Source organism: Microcoleus sp. B13-B6 (assembly GCF_036705405.1).
GTDB lineage: Bacteria > Cyanobacteriota > Cyanobacteriia > Cyanobacteriales > Microcoleaceae > Microcoleus.
Genome location: NZ_JAUBUJ010000009.1, coordinates 45,615 through 66,245 on the forward strand (window position 1 = coordinate 45,615; position 20,631 = coordinate 66,245).

At 45.2% G+C, this 20,631-nt stretch carries 11 protein-coding genes; 10 read left to right on the forward strand and 1 reads right to left on the reverse strand.

Annotated features, from left to right (window positions below; all coding sequences use genetic code 11):
- Positions 1 to 429: 429 nt before the first annotated feature.
- The 8 genes from QUB35_RS06145 to QUB35_RS06180 all read left to right on the forward strand — a co-directional run bounded on the left by QUB35_RS06145 (position 430) and on the right by QUB35_RS06180 (position 17,353).
- On the forward strand, positions 430 to 1,491 hold the full coding sequence (locus QUB35_RS06145) for a C39 family peptidase (protein ID WP_333140324.1): 1,062 nt from the start codon (positions 430 to 432) through the stop codon (positions 1,489 to 1,491).
- 103 nt (positions 1,492 to 1,594) lie between these two features.
- A complete protein-coding gene (locus QUB35_RS06150; RefSeq protein ID WP_333140326.1) occupies positions 1,595 to 5,557 on the forward strand; it encodes a caspase family protein in 3,963 nt (1,320 codons plus the stop codon).
- A 67-nt stretch (positions 5,558 to 5,624) separates the two neighbouring features.
- Complete coding sequence (locus tag QUB35_RS06155; RefSeq protein WP_333140328.1) at positions 5,625 to 10,118, forward strand: nSTAND1 domain-containing NTPase; 4,494 nt, start codon at positions 5,625 to 5,627, stop codon at positions 10,116 to 10,118.
- 55 nt (positions 10,119 to 10,173) lie between these two features.
- Positions 10,174 to 11,364 carry a WD40 repeat domain-containing protein gene (locus tag QUB35_RS06160; RefSeq protein WP_333140330.1) on the forward strand — a complete coding sequence of 397 codons (1,191 nt, stop codon included), beginning with the start codon at positions 10,174 to 10,176 and terminating at the stop codon, positions 11,362 to 11,364.
- A 349-nt stretch (positions 11,365 to 11,713) separates the two neighbouring features.
- Entirely contained in the window at positions 11,714 to 13,315 is a 1,602-nt protein-coding gene (locus tag QUB35_RS06165; protein ID WP_333140331.1) for a penicillin-insensitive murein endopeptidase, read from the forward strand.
- Positions 13,316 to 13,755: 440 nt separating this feature from the next.
- Positions 13,756 to 15,342 carry an aminotransferase class I/II-fold pyridoxal phosphate-dependent enzyme gene (locus QUB35_RS06170; RefSeq protein WP_333140333.1) on the forward strand — a complete coding sequence of 529 codons (1,587 nt, stop codon included), beginning with the start codon at positions 13,756 to 13,758 and terminating at the stop codon, positions 15,340 to 15,342.
- Positions 15,343 to 15,441: 99 nt separating this feature from the next.
- Entirely contained in the window at positions 15,442 to 16,035 is a 594-nt protein-coding gene (gene cbiT, locus QUB35_RS06175) for a precorrin-6Y C5,15-methyltransferase subunit CbiT (protein ID WP_333140335.1), read from the forward strand.
- Between the two features lie 400 nt (positions 16,036 to 16,435).
- Positions 16,436 to 17,353, forward strand: a complete 918-nt coding sequence (locus tag QUB35_RS06180) for a phosphatidate cytidylyltransferase (protein ID WP_333140337.1) — start codon at positions 16,436 to 16,438, stop codon at positions 17,351 to 17,353.
- A 114-nt stretch (positions 17,354 to 17,467) separates the two neighbouring features.
- On the opposite strand, the gene QUB35_RS06185 is transcribed toward QUB35_RS06180, so the two are convergent.
- Positions 17,468 to 18,259: a DUF2993 domain-containing protein gene (locus tag QUB35_RS06185; protein WP_333140339.1), complete on the reverse strand. Its 792-nt coding sequence runs from the start codon at positions 18,257 to 18,259 to the stop codon at positions 17,468 to 17,470.
- 617 nt (positions 18,260 to 18,876) lie between these two features.
- Here QUB35_RS06185 and QUB35_RS06190 point away from each other — a divergent pair.
- Positions 18,877 to 19,671 (forward strand): pseudouridine synthase, encoded by a 795-nt coding sequence (locus QUB35_RS06190; protein ID WP_333140430.1) that lies wholly within the window; start codon positions 18,877 to 18,879, stop codon positions 19,669 to 19,671.
- Positions 19,668 to 20,549, forward strand: a complete 882-nt coding sequence (locus tag QUB35_RS06195; protein ID WP_333140341.1) for a RodZ domain-containing protein — start codon at positions 19,668 to 19,670, stop codon at positions 20,547 to 20,549. Before QUB35_RS06190 ends, QUB35_RS06195 begins: the two co-directional genes overlap by 4 nt.
- Positions 20,550 to 20,631 lie beyond the last annotated feature (82 nt).

Below are 20,631 nucleotides of genomic sequence, written 5' to 3' on the forward strand. Positions count from 1 at the left end.
TATTTGATTTTTTATGCTGACGGAATGCAATTTGGGCACAGGCCCCCGGTACAGGCCGTGAACCCTTGAAAAAAGCGTAGCGTACTCATCACGTGCGATCGCTACAGCCCGTGGGAGCAATTCTAAAATCTCAAATCTCAAATCTCAAATCGCCCAATCGATCGCCCTCCGAAAAGCCTTGCCAGCCTGTGGTTTTGCACGACACCTAGCCAAAAGTACAGGTTCTGTCCTGTACTTACGGCCAGTGGCGAGCTGGCCTTTTGGCTAATTTAAGACTCAACTAAAAGCTAGGAACTTTTTGGGAATTATTCTCCTACTATTAAACCTACGCTGTCACAGATTTTTAGGATTAAGCAAAAAGTTTCTCCCAATCCAAATCTGTTTCGGTCTATGCAACAAGGAAACCCGAGGCATAAAGGGGCATAAAAAATGCATCTCCAAGATTTTGTCGAGACAAATATCAAATACGATGTCAGCAAAATAGTAGCCGATCGAGAGTTAAGCCTGGAAATCCAAGAGCTTCTGATCGCTCAAGGGCTACTCTCTCCCACAGTAGAAGATATCTTTGGCCCTGTTTCTATTGCTGTTTTAAAACGCTTCCAAAAACTAAATCGCTGCTATGAACCAGGATTTTTGGGAAAACGAACAGCTACCGAACTCCTCGAAGTTGATAAAGTAGCAACGCGAGGAGCGGAAGGGGTTCCCTCAATTCAGGTTAAAATTATCCAAGATACTCTCCTTAAAAATAAACCGTTGCAATCCGATGCTTTATTGCCGGCAGAAAAACACAATCTCAAAGTCGGCGTCACCCTCAGAGTTGCATCATTTGAAGTTGAGCGCGGTCATTTAAAAATCACCTTAGCTGATACTCCTGTTGAGAATACTTGGACTGGATATATTTTTGGAGAACACGCCGAAGTTTTTGAAGGCACTACCAGAATTTATCCAAAACGCGATGAAGTTAAATTGCCGGTTCCTTACAAATCTCAGAGAGATAATGAAATGAACCCTGATGGTTCTTGCAATGTTACTTCAATAGCGATGTGTTTGGAGTATCTAAAGATTCCTCGTCGGCACAGTGAGGGGCAGTTTGAGGATGAGCTTTACAACTATGCCTTAGATCAAGGATTAAGCCGGCATAGTGGTTACGATCTAGCTCAAATTGTGCGCGACTATGGAGCGAAAGATAACTACAGTGAAACGGCCACCATTGAACAAGTTACAGATTGGTTAGCGAGTGGAAACCCAGCAGTTGTACATGGCTATTTTACTTATCCAGAAGGTCACATCGTTGTCTTCGTTGGCTATGACAGCACAGGCTTCATTGTTCACGATCCTTATGGGGAATGGTTCGCCGATGGATACGAGCGCAATGAACCCGACGGAAACGATGAAAAGGGTAAATTCCTGCATTACTCCTACGGAATGATTAAAGATACCTGCATCCCCCCCGATGGAAGGTTTTGGGTACATTTTATTTCCCGCTCGTGAGAGTTGGTGTCATTTTTCCATTTCCTAGAATCGTTAATAGCTAGAAAATATTAGCTATTAACGATTAAAACCAATTTAAACACTTTAATTAAACAAGGCAGTTATGGCAAAAAAAATTTACGCGCTGTTAGTTGGTATTGACAACTATTCTCCCGCATCTAATCCTCTCGTCCCTCCCTTAAAAGGTTGTGTTAACGATATTAAAGCTATAGAAGCTTATCTGCGAGAGCGAATTACTCAAGATAGCGAATGGAAACTGATAGAGCCTACAGACCAACCTTGGATACTGCTCAATCAAGATGCCACTCGTCAGGCAATTATCAGCGGTTTCCAGCAGCATTTGTGCAACGCTGACAGCGAAGATGTTGTCTTATTTTACTATTCCGGTCATGGCGCTCAAGAGAAATCACCAGAGGAATTTTGGGAATTAGAGGCAGACCGCTTAGATGAAACTTTAGTGTGCTATGACAGCCGTGCAGAAAATGGTCGGGACTTAGCTGATAAAGAACTAGCCTACCTCATATCCAAAATAGCCCTAAAAGAACCCCGCATTGTTGTCATTCTTGACTGCTGCCACTCCGGTTCGGGCACCAGAGACTTACCCGCAGAAACAACAGTGCGCCGCGCCTTAGTAGACTCGCGAGAGCGACCCCTAAGCACGTTTATTTTTGCCGAAGACGCACCAGCAATCCAGGAAATATTAAGCACTTCTAAAGAATCAGAAAAAAAGACAACAGGTGTCATTTTGCCCAAGGGAAAACACATTTTGTTTTCGGCCTGTAGAGACTACGAACTGGCGAAAGAATACAAAACTGAGGATGGAGAAACTAGAGGAGCTTTCTCTTACTTTTTGCTGCAAACACTACAGCGAACCAATGGCAACATAACCTATCGAGATTTAGCGAGAAATATGAATGCTCTCGTGACCGGAAAAGTCAAAGAACAGTCGCCGCAAGTAGAAGCAACCGACAGGCAGGATTTAGACCAACCTTTCTTGGGCGGTGCTATTAAAGAACGGCCTCACTACTTCACCTTAACTCACAGTCAAAACCTTCGGAATTGGGTAATTGATGGAGGGTCTATTCACGGAATTCCTAAACCCTCTAATGGGGGAGATACTCGATTAGCATTTTTCCCCTATGGCAGCAGTCCCGAAAAGTTGCGCCAACTTTCAGAAGCTTTAGGCGAAGCACGAGTAACTCAGGTATTGCCACAACGCAGCCAAGTAGAAATTATTAACGGTCAAGACAGCTTATCAGAAACTGAGAGCTATTGGGCCGTGGTGACAAGTTTGCCGTTGCCAGCGTTGAAAATTTACATTAAGGGCGATGAAAGTGAAGTCCAAGGCATCAAAAATCTGCAAGAAGCACTGTCAAAAGCAGCAATTGGCAACAAACCTTCCTTGTATGTGCAGCAGGTAAATGAAGCTAAAGATGCAGATTACCATCTGTTAGTCAGTCAGGGTCAGTATTGGATTTTACAGCCTGATAATAACCGGCCTTTAGTTGCTCCGATCCCCGAAGAACCAAATCAGTCGGAATACACAGATGAAATTGCTTTACAGGTGATTTATCGTTTAGAACATATTGCCCGTTGGAATAACATTTTACAACTCTCCACTCCTGCGACTAGCCGCATTAAAACCGACGAAGTGGAAATGGAAATAATTCTGCTTTGCGGTCAGCAAGAATCTTCGCCAGGGGATAGAGACGGAAACATCTCCTCATCTGAGATGCGTGTCGATTACGCCTATGACAATGGGGAGTGGCAAGCGCCAAACATCCAAATAAGGCTGACTAATAAAAGTGACAAGAAGTTGTTTTGTAATGTAATCGTTCTTTCCGAAAGTTTTGCCGTAGACACTCCATTTTTTGACAGAGATAGCAGCATATTGCTCCCCGCCAACAATTCAGAAAATCCCTCTAGTATTACCAGCTTTGATGATATTATATTTCAAGTGCCAGACGCATATTTTGAACAAGGCATTACTGAATATAAGGATATTCTCAAGCTAATTGTATGTACCACAGAATTTGATGCTAGCTTGCTAAAACAAGATGGACTAGCGCCGCCTAAACTGACTCGTTCTCTTGGAGAAACAGAGGGAACTCTGAATACCTTGATGGCACAACTTAATACTCGCGAAGCCGTGAGAGCAAAAGGAAATTATGATGATTGGATGACAAAGGAAGTCACGATTACAATTGTCCGACCTCAAGATGCTCAACCAATTAAGGCTAATCGCAGCACTGCCTTACAACAGGGTGCCGTCGAAGTTCAAGCTCATCCAACTTTAAAAGCGAAAGTGAATCTCACCACTGTACCGCAAGCGAGTCGAGATTTAGGGAATTTGATTTTACCTGCGATTTTGCGGCAACAAAATCGCGTGAGTGAATCTTTCCAATTTACAACCAGCCGAGGCACTGATCCAGGGTTAAGTGCTTTGGAGTTAAGTGATGTAGAAGATTATGAAGCGGTGACACCAACAACCCCTCTCAACTTGTTGGTCAATCAAGAATTAGCGGAAAATGAGCATATATTACCTTTTGCTTATGATGGGGAATTTTTCTTGCCATTAGGAAGAGGGGCGAGAACAGAAGATGGCAAAACAGAGATTACGCTGGAACGCTTACCCAAACCAACAGTTAGCAGTCGCAGCCTTCACGGGTCCATCAGAATTTTCTTTGAAAAAGTCGCCCATCAAAAATTGGGAAGACCTTATGAATATCCTATTTTAGCTGTAGCAGAGGTCAGCGAAAAAGGTGATGTCAGCTACGAAAAAAATCCAGAGCAAGTTAAAGCTAGAGTTGCCAAAGCCCAGCGAATCATTCTCTACATTCACGGGATTATAGGGGACACGCAAAGTATGGTTCCTAGTGTCAGACAGACGTTAGTAGAAGTGGAGGGACAACAGCGACAGATTGCAGAAATTTATGACTTAGTTTTGACTTTTGACTACGAGAATATCCAAACAACCATAGAGGAAAATAGCCGCTTATTAGGTCAAAGATTGCAAGCAGTTGGTTTGGGAGGAAATCACGGCAAGCAGTTGCATATTGTGGCTCACTCAATGGGGGGCTTGGTTTCTCGCTGGTTTATTGAGCGAGAAGGTGGGAATCAGGTTGTCCAGCACTTGGTGATGTTAGGGACACCTAATGGGGGTTCTCCTTGGCCTACAGTACAGGATTGGGTTTTCACAGCGCTTGGGATAGGGTTGAATCAACTTTCAAAAATTATTTGGCCGACCAAAATAGTTGCTCAATTACTGGAGTTTTTAGAAGCAAATGATTACTCGCTAGAGCAAATGCGACCGGATTCTGCTTTTCTGAAAAAACTTGCCGAAAATCCTGACCCAGGGGTTCCCTATACAATTATTGCGGGCGATCGCTCAATTGTTTCAAAAGCTCTAGAATTTCAACCAGACAAGGAATCAAATCCCTTACAGCGGTTATTGACCAACCTTTTTGGTAAAACTAAAGACAGAGTTGTAGAATTGGCATTTTTCAGTCAACCTAATGATATTGCCGTTGCTTTAACGAGCATCAAAAATGTCAGTGCTAACCGCTCTCCTGCCCCCAAAATCCTATTACCGGATACTGCGTGCGACCATCTTAGCTACTTTACACATCAGGCTGGGTTAGATGCTCTGGCAGCGGCTCTTTTCCTCAGTCCAAATGGCAATAGCCCGTTATTAGTAAAGCCTTTGGCGGCGGCAAGAGTAGAGGATGAGCCAGAGAGTATGAATTCTCAGCCTGTGGTTAAAAATACAGTCAACCATCTACCTGTTGCACAACAGCTTGCCAAAACTCCCGTAGAAAGTTCTTCTCCAGCCTCGAACAATCTCACCCGTGCACATTCATTTGGATCGGGTACGCTAAACGTTCAAACAGAAAATAATTCAAGGATAACAGGTTTAGGAATTTGGCTAGTTGCGTTTTTAATCGCAGCGGCTATTGGCTTAATTGGTCTCTGGCCTCGTTCTCCCGTGCAACAACCAGTGAATCAAAAATCAACGAGTCAGTCAAACGAACAAGAACTCTATCAGTTTAAAAGAACTAGCAATTAGTTTTTGGTTGACAGTTTTACCAGAATTAAACTGAAACTTGAAATAAATTAGTCGGGGGAATTAAAGAATGTCGGAGATTAAACGCAGTCTGGCAGTGGTGATTGGTATCGATCGCTATTTTAACAACATTCCCCCCTTGCAAACAGCAGCCAATGATGCTCAACAACTTGCCCATCTGATCGAGGAAAAGTATCAATACCAAGTTTTGTTACTGTTAGATACAGATGCCACTCTGTCTAATATCAGCGAGCTCTTGGCAGGCTTTGCCGAGAAAATACTGGTTTTTCCCGATGGCAATAAAGTGCAAGTTGCAGCGGACGATCGCATTTTGTTCTACTTTGCCGGACATGGCATCGCCTTAGATGGACTCGACAATGCAGAAGGCCCGGCTGGCTTTTTGATTCCTCAAGATGGTGAACGAGATGATAGCGACACTTGGCTGTCGATGCAGCGATTGCACGATAGCTTAATCCAACTGCCATGCCGCCATTCGTTAATTATCCTGGATTGCTGCTTTGCTGGGACTTTTCGCTGGGCGGCAGTTCATCGGGAGGCAGTGCGATCGCAAAAAGTATATCGCGAACGGTACGCTCGCTACACATCAGGCTGCGCCCAGCAAGTCATTACCTCAGCAGCGCATGATGAAAAAGCCGCCGACTCCCTGTATCGGTTTGGACAGCGAAGCGAAAGTTCCAATCACTCTCCCTTTGCAGAACTTTTACTCAAGGCGCTTGAGGGAGAAGCAGACCTTACCAAAGATGGCGTGATTACCGCAACCGAACTCTATGCCTATTTACAATCAGAATTCGGCAAAATAGCAGCTAAACAAACCCCTGGTTTTGCACAGTTAAAACACCATGATAAGGGCGAATATATTTTTCTTCTTCCTGGTTTTGACATTAATCAATTGCCCCCCGCTCCCAAACTCAATGAAAACACCAATCCCTACAAAGGATTACAATCATTTGAAGAAGCAGATAGCGACAAATTCTTTGGGCGACAGGATTTAACTGAAAAATTAGTTGAATTCGTCACAGAACATCCCTTAACTGTGGTTCTAGGCGCATCAGGTTCAGGGAAATCTAGCTTAGTCAAAGCTGGATTACTTCCCCAATTGAAAAAAACTCAACCCAACTGCCGCATCCTCTCTCCTATTCGTCCGGGTGAGTCTCCTTTCAGTGCTTTAAACTCTGCCCTAGAAAACGAAAATTTACCAGAATCACTTATCTCTAACGAGTTGGTTTCTGACAAAGACTTACCAGAAACTAGCACTAGCTCTCCCAGTTTGGAAGCAGGACAAACTTTGCAAAGTTTGTTATCCAAACTCAGTGCATGGAAAAACTTTAATCCTCACACAAAATTGCTGTTAGTTATTGACCAATTTGAAGAATTAGTGACTCTCAGCCAAGATAGCCAAGAACAAGAATTATTTTTAAACTGGTTAGAAAAATCCTTAGAAACTCTCCCTGATTGCTTGCGAATCGTCATAACTTTACGTTCAGATTTTGAACCTCAATTTAGAGATACAGCATTAAAGCCCTATTGGAAAAAATCACGATTTGTTGTTCCCGCCATGACACGGGAAGAATTACGCCAAGCGATTGTCGATCCTGCTGCTGCTAAGGTAATGTATTTTGAACCTGCCACCTTGGTAGAGCAATTAATTGATGAAGTCGCACAAATGCCCGGAGCGCTACCTTTACTTTCTTTCACCCTGAGCGAACTTTATTTTAACTATATTAAAAACGTCAGAGAAGGGAAAAGAAATAATCGGGCAATTACTCAAGAAGACTATGAAGAATTGGGCGGAGTTACACGCAGTCTCACCCAAAGAGCAGACGCGGAATATGACGAATTACTTAAAAGCGATCGTGCTTATGCAAAAACCATCCGCCACATCATGCTGCGAATGGTAGCTGTAGGCGGTGGTGAATTAGCTCGCCGGCGGGTATTAGATGAAGAATTAATTTATCCCGAACCGGAAAATCAACGAGTCCAAACAGCCATTGAGCAATTTTGTGCCGCACGTCTATTAGTAAAAGGGCGAGATACCGAAGGCAAAAGCTATGTTGAACCGGCTCATGATGTCTTGATGCGAGGATGGCAAAAGCTAATAGTTTGGGAACGAGAACATCAGGAAAATTTAATTTTGCAGCGCCGACTCACCCCAGCAGCTATAGAGTGGAAAAGCAAAGAAAAACCACTTAGTTTTCAAGAAAAAATAGAACCCCTTGTTAATGTTATAGACAGCAGCCTCCTCTCTTTTAAAAACGTTTTTGACCAGGTTAATGCAACTTTGATTAAAGTCTGGAAGCGCAAACCCAGCCTCCAAAAACGCCGCCAAGAAAAACAAGAAGAATTTCTCTGGGATACCAACCCTTATCTGAACGTATTAGACGAACATCTCAAATATGATGAAAATTGGTTTAACGAAGTAGAGGCAGAATTTTTACAGCGCAGCCTCCGACGCCGGCGTAACAACCTGCGGCGAAAAATTAGCCTGATTGCTACAGCCTTTGCTGTGACATTAGGATTTCTCTTTTATCAATGGAATCAAAATCAACAAGCCCAAAGCAGAAGCTTAGCGCTATCGGCTGAACAACTTTTTAGCTCCGATAGAGAATTAGATGCTTTGATAGAAGCTTTAAAAGCCAGAAAAATAATGAAACAGGCAGTTTGGGTTTCTTCAAACACGCAGGAGGAGGTTGTGTCAGCCCTGCAATCCGTTATTTATCGCATCAGAGAATCCAATGGCTTGAAAGGTCACAAAGCTCCTATTTATAACATCAGTTTTAGTCCTGACAATCAAATCATTGCCTCTGCTAGTGCAGACAATACGATTAAACTTTGGAAATTAGATGGGACTTTACTCAGGATTCTTTCGGGACATACCAACGAAGTTTATAGCATTAGTTTTAGCCCGGATGGAGAAATTATTGCCTCGGCTAGTGCGGACAGGACGATTAAAATTTGGAAATCCGATGGCACTTTGATTAATACTCTTTCTCAGCATAAAGGGGAGGTTATTAATGTGAGTTTTAGGCGGGATGGTCAGATGTTTGCTTCGGGTGGCACTGATGGAACAATTAAGCTTTGGAAACGCGATGGCACTTTGTTGAAAAACATTCAGGATAAAGGGCCGGTTAGTAGTGTTAGTTTTGGTCGAGACGGACAGACTATTGCTTCTGGCAGTGCGGATGGAACGGTCAAGCTTTGGAAACTCGATGGCAGTTTACTGAAAAGTTTTTCTGGTCATAAAGCGCCGGTTATGAGTGTTAGTTTTAGCCCGGATGGTGAGGTTATCGCTTCATCAAGTCAAGACAAGACGGTAAAAATCTGGAAACCCGATGGCACTTTAGTTAAAACTTTTGAGCATAATACTCATATTTTCAAGGTTAGTTTTAGCCCCGATAATCAGTTACTGGTCTCATCCAGTGCTGACAATATTGTTAAAGTTTGGAAACGCGATGGTACTTTACTGAATACTTTAACTGGACGGAGCCCTTCTTTTAGCCCCGACGGTCAAACTCTTGCCTTTGCCGGCATTGATAATAGCATTGAACTGTGGAAGTTGGATAATAGCTTACGTAAAACTTTGACGGGGCAAACGGATATTGTTTTGGGGGTCAGTTTTAGCCCCAAAGGGGACACAGTGGCTTCGGGAAGTGCTAATAGCTTGGCTCAAGTTTGGAAACGAGATGCTTCTTTATTTAAAACGCTTTCTGGGCATCAAGCACCAGTTTCTAGCGTTAGTTTTAGCCCCGACGGTCAAACGATCGCCTCTGGTAGTTTGGATAGCAAAGTAAAACTTTGGAAACAAGATGGCACGTTGCTGAATACGCTTTCTGGTCATAAAGCTCAAGTTGTGAGCGTTAGTTTTAGCCCTGATGGTCAAACGATCGCCTCTGGAAGTTATGACACCACAGTGAATCTTTGGAAGCCAGATGGTACCTTGCTCAATACTCTTTCTAAACATAGCGGTTCAGTTAAGAGTCTTAGTTTTAGTCCTGACAGTAAAACTATTGCTTCAGCAAGCCTTGATAAGACCGTCAAACTGTGGAAAATGGATGGAACTTTGCTAAATACTATGAAGCATGAGGCTCAGGTTTATGGCGTTAGTTTCAGCCCAAATGGTGAGACTCTTGCCTCGGCTAGCAATGATGGCACGCTTAAAGTTTGGAAAACAGATGGCACTTTGCTCAAAAGGTGGACGGGGCATAGGGTGGCAGCTAATAGTATCAGTTTTAGCCCGGATGGCAAAATATTAGCTTCGACGGGTGACGATAAGACGCTGAAATTCTGGAAACCGGATGGCACTTGGATCGCTACTCTGCCGGGGCATACTGCGGCAGTTCGCAGTCTTAGTTTCAGCCCTGATGGTAAGACTTTGGCATCGGGTAGCGATGATACGACGATGATTTTGTGGAATTTGGAGGGTTTAGAACTCGATGCTTTATTAAAGCATGGTTGCTTTTGGATGCGCGATTATTTCAATAATCCTAATGTCAATCTTAGTACAGAAGACCGCCAGGTGTGCGATCGCATAAATCGCGGCTCTTAGATGGTCAAAGTAGAAGCCTCTAAATATTATTCAGGGTTAAGGGAGGAAATCAGCTATGGAGTTTAAGGCGATATTTGGCAAAGAAAAATACCACAATTTTTTCATAAAATTGACTGGTTTTGGTAGTTTAGCATTGATATTAGCGTATTGCTTGACAGGGTGGCAGTGGCGATCGGTAGAAAAAGCGACAATTAAAATGCGTAGTATTGATGCAAATTTACTTTTTAATCAAAAAACCAGATTGGGGTATTACAGAATTATTCAAGTTCAGGATGTGGCACAGATCCAGCAGATAGATCCCTCGGCAGAGCAACAGCGTTCTGTTTGGAGTGTCGCTTTTAGTCCCGATGGTAAAACCCTCGCTGCTGGGACTTTCGACCAAAGTATCAAATTTTGGGATGTGGCTAAGGGCACAGTTATTAAAACTTTCAGAGGCGCTCAAAAAGGAGCTTTGAGTATTGCTTTTAGTTCGGATGGCAAAACCCTCGCTTCTGCAAGTTTCGACAACACGATCGAACTCTGGGATGTGGCTACTGGTAAATCTATTGACAGGTTAACGGGTCATAAAAATTGGGTTTTGAAGATTGCTTTTAGTCCTGATGGTAAAACCCTTGCTTCTGCCAGTAGCGACAAAACTATCAAACTCTGGGATGTGGCTACTGGTAAACTCATTCACACCTTGATCGGTCATCAGAGTTGGGTTGAGAGTTTTACCTTTAGTCCCGATGGTAAAACTCTGGCTTCTGGAAGTAGCGACAAAACTATTAAACTTTGGGATGTGGTTACGGGTAAACTGATTCGCGCTTTGACAGATGGCAAGAATTGTGTTTTGAGTATTGCTTTTAGTCCTAATGGTAAAACTCTGGCTGTTGGCAGTTTTGACAACAAAATCATACTGTGGGATTTGGCTGCGGGTCAAATTTTTGCAAGCTTGAGGGGTCATCACCAAGGGGTTTTGAGTATCGCCTTCACTCCTGATGGCAAAACTCTGGCTTCTGGGAGTTTTGACAACACGATCGGACTCTGGGATGTGGCGACGGGTAAACGGATTCAAACTTTGATCGGCCATCAGGACTGGGTTGAGAGTGTCGCCTTTAGCCCTGACGGTAAAATGCTGGCTTCTGGAAGCTGGGATCGGACGATCGCACTCTGGGATGTTGCGGAGGGTAAGCCTGTTCGCACTTTGGCCGATCGCAATTATCAGCCTGTGGGGAAAATCGCTGGTTTTTGGGCGATCGAACTATAGCAATTCTCAAGGATGCGTGAAATGGGTCAATCGATTTTAGATTTTAGATTTTAGATTTTAGAGGCGACCCCACGGATAAATGCGGGGGCTTGAGGATTCTCGATTTTCGATTTTGGATTGATTCCACGGATAAATCACGTGGCGGGTACCATCAAGAAATTCCTGGTCAGGTATTTGGACGATCGACAAAGCTGAATTTAGTTTTCGGGGATATAGTGGTTGCGATCGGCTGTTACTCAGGAGTCATTATGTTAACCATTCCGTTACCTTGCCATTGGCATTGGCGAATATCGCCTTCCTAAAAAGCGATCTTGCAACAGAAAAACACACTCTAAAAAGGAAATTAACAATGGTATTAGAAATCAATCGCAACTTACGCTCTAAAACTTTGCAACATAACCATACCCACTGCACGGCACATATTGGTTTTACAGCAGAAGAAATCGAGCAATTCAGTTGGGGAACACGAGGTTTTTTTGAACAAATGCCTGCCAATGGAGATGGCTATGAATGTTACGGAGACAATTGCTATGGTCGTCCCGAAGTGATTCAGGCTCTCAAATATGTGTGTAATGAGTGGGTAAAAAAATATCCTAGACCCCGCATTGGCATCGGAGACATCAGTACAGCAGAAGGGCCAACTCCAGGCCATAGCTCTCATGACAAGGGACTCGATGTTGATATTGCTCTTGTTGCTAACACTGATGAAGAAATTCCTCTCACCTATTACGATAGTAAATACTCTCGCCAACGCACTCAAGAATTGGTAGATTTATTCTACAATAATCCAATTTTGCGTATTAAAACAATTTTGTTCAACGATCCACAAATTACAGGGGTAGAATTTTGGGATGGACATGACGATCACCTTCATGTGAGTTTCCTTTCCCCTGGAATTGATTCAGCCCCCTATAGCAGCGACGAAGACGGGGATTTGCGTCTGGTGATACCTCCGATGCAGGGAGAACGAGTCAGCAAACTTCAAGAAGATTTAGCCAACGTTGGCATTTCAGTTACAACAGATGGTATCTTTGGCACCGAAACTGATGCCGCCCTCCGAAAATTTCAGGCTGAACAAGGCTTGCAGGTTGATGGAATTGCGGGATTTGTAACGCAAACTAAACTGACACAATTAATTTCTGCACAGTCTCGTGCTGTTTCCAGCCAACCATCCGGCCTGAAACTCCAAGACGTGATTGACCAAAAGCAATCGATTCCTTTTGATGATATTGACTCTGGAGTGTTAGTGGAAGATCAACTATTCTGTGCAGAAATTCAAACCATCTTACGCGCTAATCATCTTTTAGAGGTTGTTGATGGGATTTACGGCACTCAAACGCAAGAAGCCTTAAGAAGTTTTAAAGCCAGCCGTAAACTTGATGGCGGGGATGTGTTAGGGGCAACAACCGCTAAAGCTTTACTCGATGCCAAGCAGGGTGCTGGAAAGTTACCTGATTGGAAAGGCGGTGATAAAGAAGCAGCGGTGCAGGCAATTATCAAAGAAGCTCATCGCCAAGGAATTACTTCTAAAGCTCAAATTGCTTACATTCTCGCAACTGTTGAACATGAAACTGCAGATAGTTTCCAACCCGTAAAGGAATCGTATTATTTGGGCGAACCTGAAGGGGAGAACCACCGCAAAACTCTGCGCTATTATCCGTTTTACGGACGGGGGTACGTGCAACTGACCTGGGATTACAATTATCGGAAATATTCGGATTTGCTATCGCTAGACTTAGTTAACAATCCCGATCTAGTGATTCACCCTGATATTGCACTCTTTATCTTGGTGCACGGTATGAAGTGGGGTGTGTTTGCGGGTATCAAGCTGGATGACTGTATTTCTGGCAACGACGTGGACTTTATTAAAGCACGTCAAATCGTTAATTGGACTGACCAGGCAGAGCTGATTGCACAATATGCAATGAATTGGCAAGCTCAATTAGGATAGAATTTTGGGCGATCGCGACTCAATAATCTACCTTGAATTAAAGCTTAACTTTGATAGCTTTTGGGTCAATCGGTTAAAGCGTCTTGGTAGTTTGTGACAGTAGTGCGCGATCGTCCAAAACTTCCTCACAACAGTAAGCTGAAAAATAGCCGTAGACTGTGGTATAATTTTGTCCTTTAACTGAAACTACAGCCCTAGACAAACCATAAGTAAAGCAGTAGCCAGGATTTTCAACTGTTTGGGTTTCATACTTAAGCAGTCGATGTTAAGTCATTTTAGAGAAGTTTGAAATTGAGACGGTGTTGCTTGTGGGCGATTGCAAGGAAAAAGGAAGAAGTCGATACAATCGCGGAATTGCCCGCAAGGGTTTCAGCAATTAATAACCTCCAGTGAAACCTCGGCGGTTGCTATAATTCCAAATAATCAAATCAGGATTAAGCGTGTCACCAGCAAACTCTCAACAACAAACGCCTCTATTAGATGCCTTGCGCGATCGCACAAATCACCCCCACGCCCCATTCTACGCCCCCGGACACAAAGGCGGACAAGGAATCTCTCAACCCCTAATTGACTTATTCGGTGCGGCAGTATTTCGATCGGATTTGCCGGAATTGCCGGAGTTAGACAATCTCTTTAACCCAGAAGGTGCAATTGCCGAAGCTCAATACTTAGCCGCCGCAGCATTTGGAGCCCAATCAACTCGGTTTTTGGCTAACGGTTCGACTTGCGGAATTATCGCCGCCATCTTAGCGACTTGCGGCCCCGGCGATAAAATTATCCTACCTCGAAATATCCACTCATCGGCAATTTCTGGTTTAATTTTATCCGGTGCAATTCCCATTTTTGTCAATCCAGAGTACAACCCGGATTGGGATATTGCCAACAGCATCACCCCAGAAGCCACAGCCTCCGCATTAGAACAACATCCCGACGCCAAAGCAGTAATGATAGTTTACCCAACCTATCACGGCGTCTGCGGAGATTTGCGGGCGATCGCCCAAATTACCCATCAATACAACATACCGTTATTAGTAGACGAAGCCCACGGCGCGCACTTTAACTTTCATCCAAACTTGCCCGAACCAGCAGTATCAGCAGGTGCCGATTTAACAGTACAATCCATCCACAAAACCCTCGGTGCAATGACACAAGCATCGATGCTGCACATCAAGGGCGATCGCATAGATATCCAAAAATTAAATAGAGCATTGCAGTTAGTACAATCTACCAGTCCGAGTTACTTATTATTAGCATCCCTAGACGCAGCCCGCCAACAAATGGCACTCCACGGCGAACAGTTAATGACCCAAACTTTACTGCTAGCCGAAAAAGCGCGATCGCGCATCAATCTAATTCCTGGCTTATCAGTTTTAGAACCTTTAAATACACCGGGTTTTGCAGCATTAGACCGCACCAGGCTAACAGTAAAAGTATCAGATTTAGGAATCACAGGATTTGCTGCAGATGAAATTCTGCACTCTCAACTCGGCGTCACCGCAGAACTTCCCATGCCCCAACATCTAACATTTATTATCAGCTTGGGAAATACAGAATCAGATATTGACAATTTAGTTAAAGCTTTAACTCTTTTAGAAGTCACATCTAACACGATAGTCAATAAGCCTTTTAGGGGCGGGCAAGATGCCCAACCCCTACTCCCCACAAGAAACTTGATGTGTTGTGGAACGGGCATCTTGCCCGTTCTTGAGCATCCTGCAATATCTCAGTTAGAAAGAAGAAGTCAGAAAGAAGACGAGATTCTCTCCCCCCCCCGATTTTCCCCTCCCCCACTGTCCCCGCGCGAGGCATTCTTTTCCTCAACCGAAACACTACCTGCAGACAAAGCAGTCGATCGCCTGTGCGCCGAACTCATCTGTCCCTATCCCCCAGGAATACCAGTCCTGATGCCCGGTGAAATCATTACCCCAGCAGCCGTTGACTACCTGCAACAAATCCTTGCCGCCGGCGGCAAAATCACAGGTTGTAGCGATAGAAACCTCCAAACTCTCAAGGTTGTGCGACAGTAAATATTAAGGCTTGGGGGAAATTGGGAGAATTTCTACTTCTTCGGCGAGTTCCAACTGCCGTCTTGCTTCAATCAAAAATCAAAAATCAAAAATATAACTATGCTTTGGCCCTACGTCACTCCAGGCATCCCGGATGACTTATTTGAACGTTTACCGGGAATTCCCATGAGTAAGCGAGAAGTCCGACTGCTGTTAATCTCCCACCTGCGGCTGCAAGCAGATTCAGTCGTGTGGGACATCGGTGCAGGTACTGGTACGATCGCCGTAGAAACAGGTTTGCTGTGTCCCAAAGGTCGCATTATCGCCGTCGAAAGGGACGAAGAAGTAGCAAGCTTGATTCGCAGAAATTGCGATCGATTCGAGCTCGACAACGTAGAAGTCATAGAAGGCAGTGCCCCGGAATGCCTGGAAAACCTGCCCCAACCCCCCCACCGAGTCTGCATCGAAGGAGGTCGCCCCATTAAAGCCATTCTCCAAGAAGTCTGGCGGTACTTGCAACCCCACGGTAGAGTTGTCGCCACCGCTGGCAATTTAGAGAATCTTTACGCCCTTTCCGAAGGGTTCGCCGAGTTGCAAGTCCGCAACATTGAAGTAGTCCAGTCCGCCGTCAACCGCTTGGAGACTCGCGGCCTCAGTCAAACCTTTGCCGCCGTCAATCCCATATTTATTCTCAGCGGCGAAAAGCTGGATTAGAAGTTAGTTGACAGTTGACAGTTGACAGTTGACAGTTGACAGTTGACAGTTGACAGTTGACAGTTGACAGTTGACAGTTGACAGTTAACTTTAACCTGGTTCCTCGGCAGATCCTGGGAATACATACCCCATGCCCTGTTTGGCCAATGCCCTATGCCCATTCCTAAATGTAATTCTTAACCTTTTTTACGTTCAATTAACCTTCATACTTAAGAATAGGGGCCACCATAGCTGGATTGACCGCCTGACTTGAGATATTGGATGACCGATGGGGGATGGGGGTTAGTTGTGCAAGGGATCAACTCGTGCTCTAGAAAAATCCAAAATCTCAAATCCAAAATCCAAAATCCAAAATCCAAAATCGAATGATCCACCGCCGTCTGCAAGAGAAATTCATTTTATGCCTTGGTCTCGTATCCTGAGTGGAATAGTTGCGATCGCCCTTGCTTTGGGAATGATTATTATGGGCGGATGGTACTTCACCGTCGGCTTTGGAGTCATCGTCTACCTAGGGCAATTGGAATATTTTCAATTAGCCAGGGCTAAAGGTATTGCACCCGCTGCCAAAACTACCTTAGCCGTCAGTCAAGGGCTATTAATTACTGCCGCCCTAGCACCGGAACTCGTAGATGCCATGTTCCCCTTAGCGGGAACATTAATTTGTTTCTACCTGTTATTCCAACCTAAATTATCGACGATCGCCGATATTGCCTCCTCAGTTTTAGGATTGTTCTACGGCGGTTATTTGCCCAGCTATTGGGTACGGCTGCGAGTCGGCCTCGACCCAGGCAATCTTGCTACAACCCAACTTTCGCAAGCAGTAGCAAGCAATTTGCCCGTTAACATTTCCTCGCCGCCGTCTTGGACAACTTCCAGCCACATATCTTTAGGATTGACTTCGCTGCTGCTGGCTTTCCTCTGCATCTGGGCCGCTGACATTGGGGCTTATTTTGTCGGCAAATTCTTCGGGCGCACTAGCCTATCCCACATCAGCCCCAAAAAAACCGTTGAAGGTGCCGTATTTGGAGTTTGCGGCAGCATCGCCGTGGCCGTCGCTGGGTCTGGGTATTTACACTGGCCGGGGTGGCCGTATACTGGGGCTGCTTTTGGTCTGTTGATTGGGGTTGCTAGCCTGTTGGGAGATTTAACTGAGTCGATGATGAAGCGAGACGCCGGCGTTAAGGATTCGGGACAGTTGATCCCCGGTCACGGCGGCATTCTCGATCGCACCGACAGTTATGTTTTTACCGCGCCGTTAGTCTACTATTTTGTCACTTTACTGTTGCCCGCGATCGACTCTTTTTTAATTAATCGGTAATTGGGAATTGGGAATTGGGAATTGGGAATTGGGAATTGGGAATTGGGAATTGGGCATTGGGTATGTATTCCCAGGCTCTACCGAAGAACCAGGTTAAAGCCAACTGTCAACTAACTAAGGCAAAACTCTAATTCCTCCCCGACAAACAATCTCCCCCGGACTCAAAATCAATTCTTCTATCTCAACTTCCGGCCCAAAATCAATTTTAAAACCATTGAAATCACTGCTTTTTAATTCTCCATTGAGTTCGATTTCTGGTGATTCAAACATCAATTCGCGACCGCTGGCTATCCGCAAACCAGTCCGCAATACCAAAGGAATTTGCCTACCGCCAGCGCGCAAAATTGCCGCCGAAAGCGTCAACAAACCCGCCTCAATTACAATCTGCGAATTTTGCAACTTCAGCGACTTTTCCCTATCTGTTAGTGGCAGCATAGGCAGCAAAAATTCGCTCAAAGCATCAGCCAGCAAAGGCGCTTTCAGCGACGCATTCAAATCCGCTTGGCTGACCCTCAAAACGCCTGCCACGGGAACGGATTCCATCAGACGCAGGGGTTTGCCTTTGAGAGCTTGACCGAGGTTGATGCGAATGCCACAGCCCTCTATGGCAACTTCAGTTAGGTGTAGTCCTTTATACACAGCACCCCGAGCGGCAGCCGTGACTTTGGGGATCGCACCGCTGAAGATTTGTCGATCGCTCCCCTCAATTTTCACCTTCAACTCGTCCACCTGCTGAACTTGCGATCGCAGCCACAACTGTACCGCCGGAGACAGCACCGCGCTCGCGATCCGGCTGCCTTGACTCGGCGAAGGTCTCCCCGGCTCAAGGTCGAGATTAACAGTCCCACCAGAGCCAGCAGCCCCATCTCTATTGTCAAATTGAAGAGAGTTTCGATCGACAGTCATAAACGATTTCAGAATATAAACCTTAATATTCAAGCACAGAAATTTAACTAGAGCTTGTGCATCCGGCCTCAAAAACCCGGTTTATTCATATATCTATCGCCGTCAACCTCTGATTTTCCTTAGAAACCGGGTTGATGAACACAAGTCCCATTAACTCCAAAATCAAGCAGAAATCTGGCATCAGCCACGCCAGAAGCAGAAAAATTCTCACCTTTCTCCCCTTGGGATCTTTGGGGAGTTCACGAGTTGTGCGATCCCGATGAAAAATTCGCGATCGAGCGTATAAATTTAACCAGGAGTACGGGATTTATGGTAGTGTTGGTTTATGGTCGGGTCAGACCCACACCTTTCAAACCAGCCGCAAACCAACGGTGCAAACCTGTGCCTGCCGCGAGTCTTTTCGTCGTAGTTTTTGCACAGCATTCAGGGTAATGCCATCAGGACAATCTGCACCGGGCACAAGGACAATCTGTGCCAGGCTGGGCGTCCTCTAATAATTGGTCAGCATTATAATTTATTCCCAACCAGGAATTGAGCATTGCTAGTACGGTTAATCAATTAACCGTGTCGTGTTTCCTCCCCACCGCTGGTTCGTTGGGGATTTCCACACTCCCGTCATGTCTGATGAAAGGCTGCAAAAAATCCTCGCCCAGTGGGGCATTGCCTCTCGTCGTCTTGCAGAACAGATGATTGTAGCTGGACGAGTCCGAGTTAATGGCAATATTGTTCGCTTAGGAGAAAAAGCGAATCCCGATCGCGATCTTATCCAAGTCGATGGAGTCCCAGTGAAACCAACGGATCGACCCGCACAGGTATATCTGTTGCTCAACAAACCGGCCGGCGTAGTTTCTACTTGCAGCGATCCAAGGGCCCGATCGAAAGTTCTCGACTTGCTGCCACCACAACTGCGATCCGGTCAAGGCATCCACCCCGTAGGACGCTTAGATGCAGATTCCACCGGCGCCCTCTTGCTCACCAATGATGGTAAGCTGACATTTTGTTTGACCCATCCGCGTCACTCGATCGCCAAAACTTATCAGGTTTGGGTGAGCGGCGATCCCCCGGAACCCATACTACAAACGTGGCGTCAGGGCATCATCTTGTCCGGCAGAAAAACTTTGCCCGCGAAAGTTAAAGTTCTCGATCGCGCGCAAGACCAAACTCTGTTAGAAGTCATTCTATCAGAAGGCAGAAACCGACAGATTCGGCGAACAGCCGAGATCTTGGGATATCCCGTGGTGCGCCTGCACCGCACAGCCATTGGCCCGATTCAATTGCAGCGGCCTGGTTCGCCAATATTGCCACCAGGCTGCTGCCGACCCCTAGAAGATGCGGAAATTATTTATTTATGGAATCTAGTCAACCTAACATCAATAAGCGTGCCAGTAAATTCCCAGGAGCACAGCATATGACAAAGAATTTATTGTTTTTATTCTTCAAAACAACTAAGCAGAAACTGCACTCCCAAGAGCCAGAAACAGCTCAGAAGAAGCTAGCGGAAATTGGAACTCAACTCCGTCAGTACCGCGAACAGCAGTCGATTTGTTTGGACAAAGTAGCCGTGGTAACAATGATTCGGCGGAATCTGCTACAAGCAATCGAGGACGGTCAACTCGACCAACTTCCCGAGCCCGTCTACACTCAGGGTTTGATCAAGCGCTACGCTGAAGCAATGGGTTTGGACGGAACTCAGTTTGCCGACTTTTTCCCGATCGAACCGCCACCCCGATCGAGAACCAAGCTATCCTGGCAAGATGGGCCTCAGTTGCGGCCGATGCACCTCTACCTCTTTTACACATTTCTAATTATCTGTTCGGTCAATGTCTTATCTCAGTTGATGAGCGGTTCTATTACCGCAAAAAACGGTGCGGGAGCCGAAGAACTAGCGCTTGGTCAGCAAGAACAAGCTCGCGCCGCTGCTGAGGCATCAAGAGCCTCACAAAATCAGAAACCGGATAGTTACGAGGCTGTCGAAGCAGTAAGAACCGGTCAAAATTCAAATAAATCTGCCAATAAACCAGTGATGGTTAACGTCACTTTTAAAGCAGAATCGTGGATGCAAGTTGAAGTCGATGGTAAAACAGAGTTTGAGGGAACTTTGCCGACCGGGACTGTTCGCACCTGGGGGGCTCAAAAGCAATTGGTCGTCGTAGCAGGTAACGCCGGCGGGGTAATGGTTGCTGTTAATAACGGACAAGCCGAACCACTCGGAGATCCTGGAGTCGCCAAAGAAGTTGTTTTTAAAGCAAGCGAACTCAAGCCTTCAGCACCGCCCAAGAATGAAGGTTGAGTGTTAATTGGTAATTGTTAATGGGTAATAGGTAATAGGTAATAGCGGGCAGTCCACAGAGTTTAATTATAATGTCCGTCTT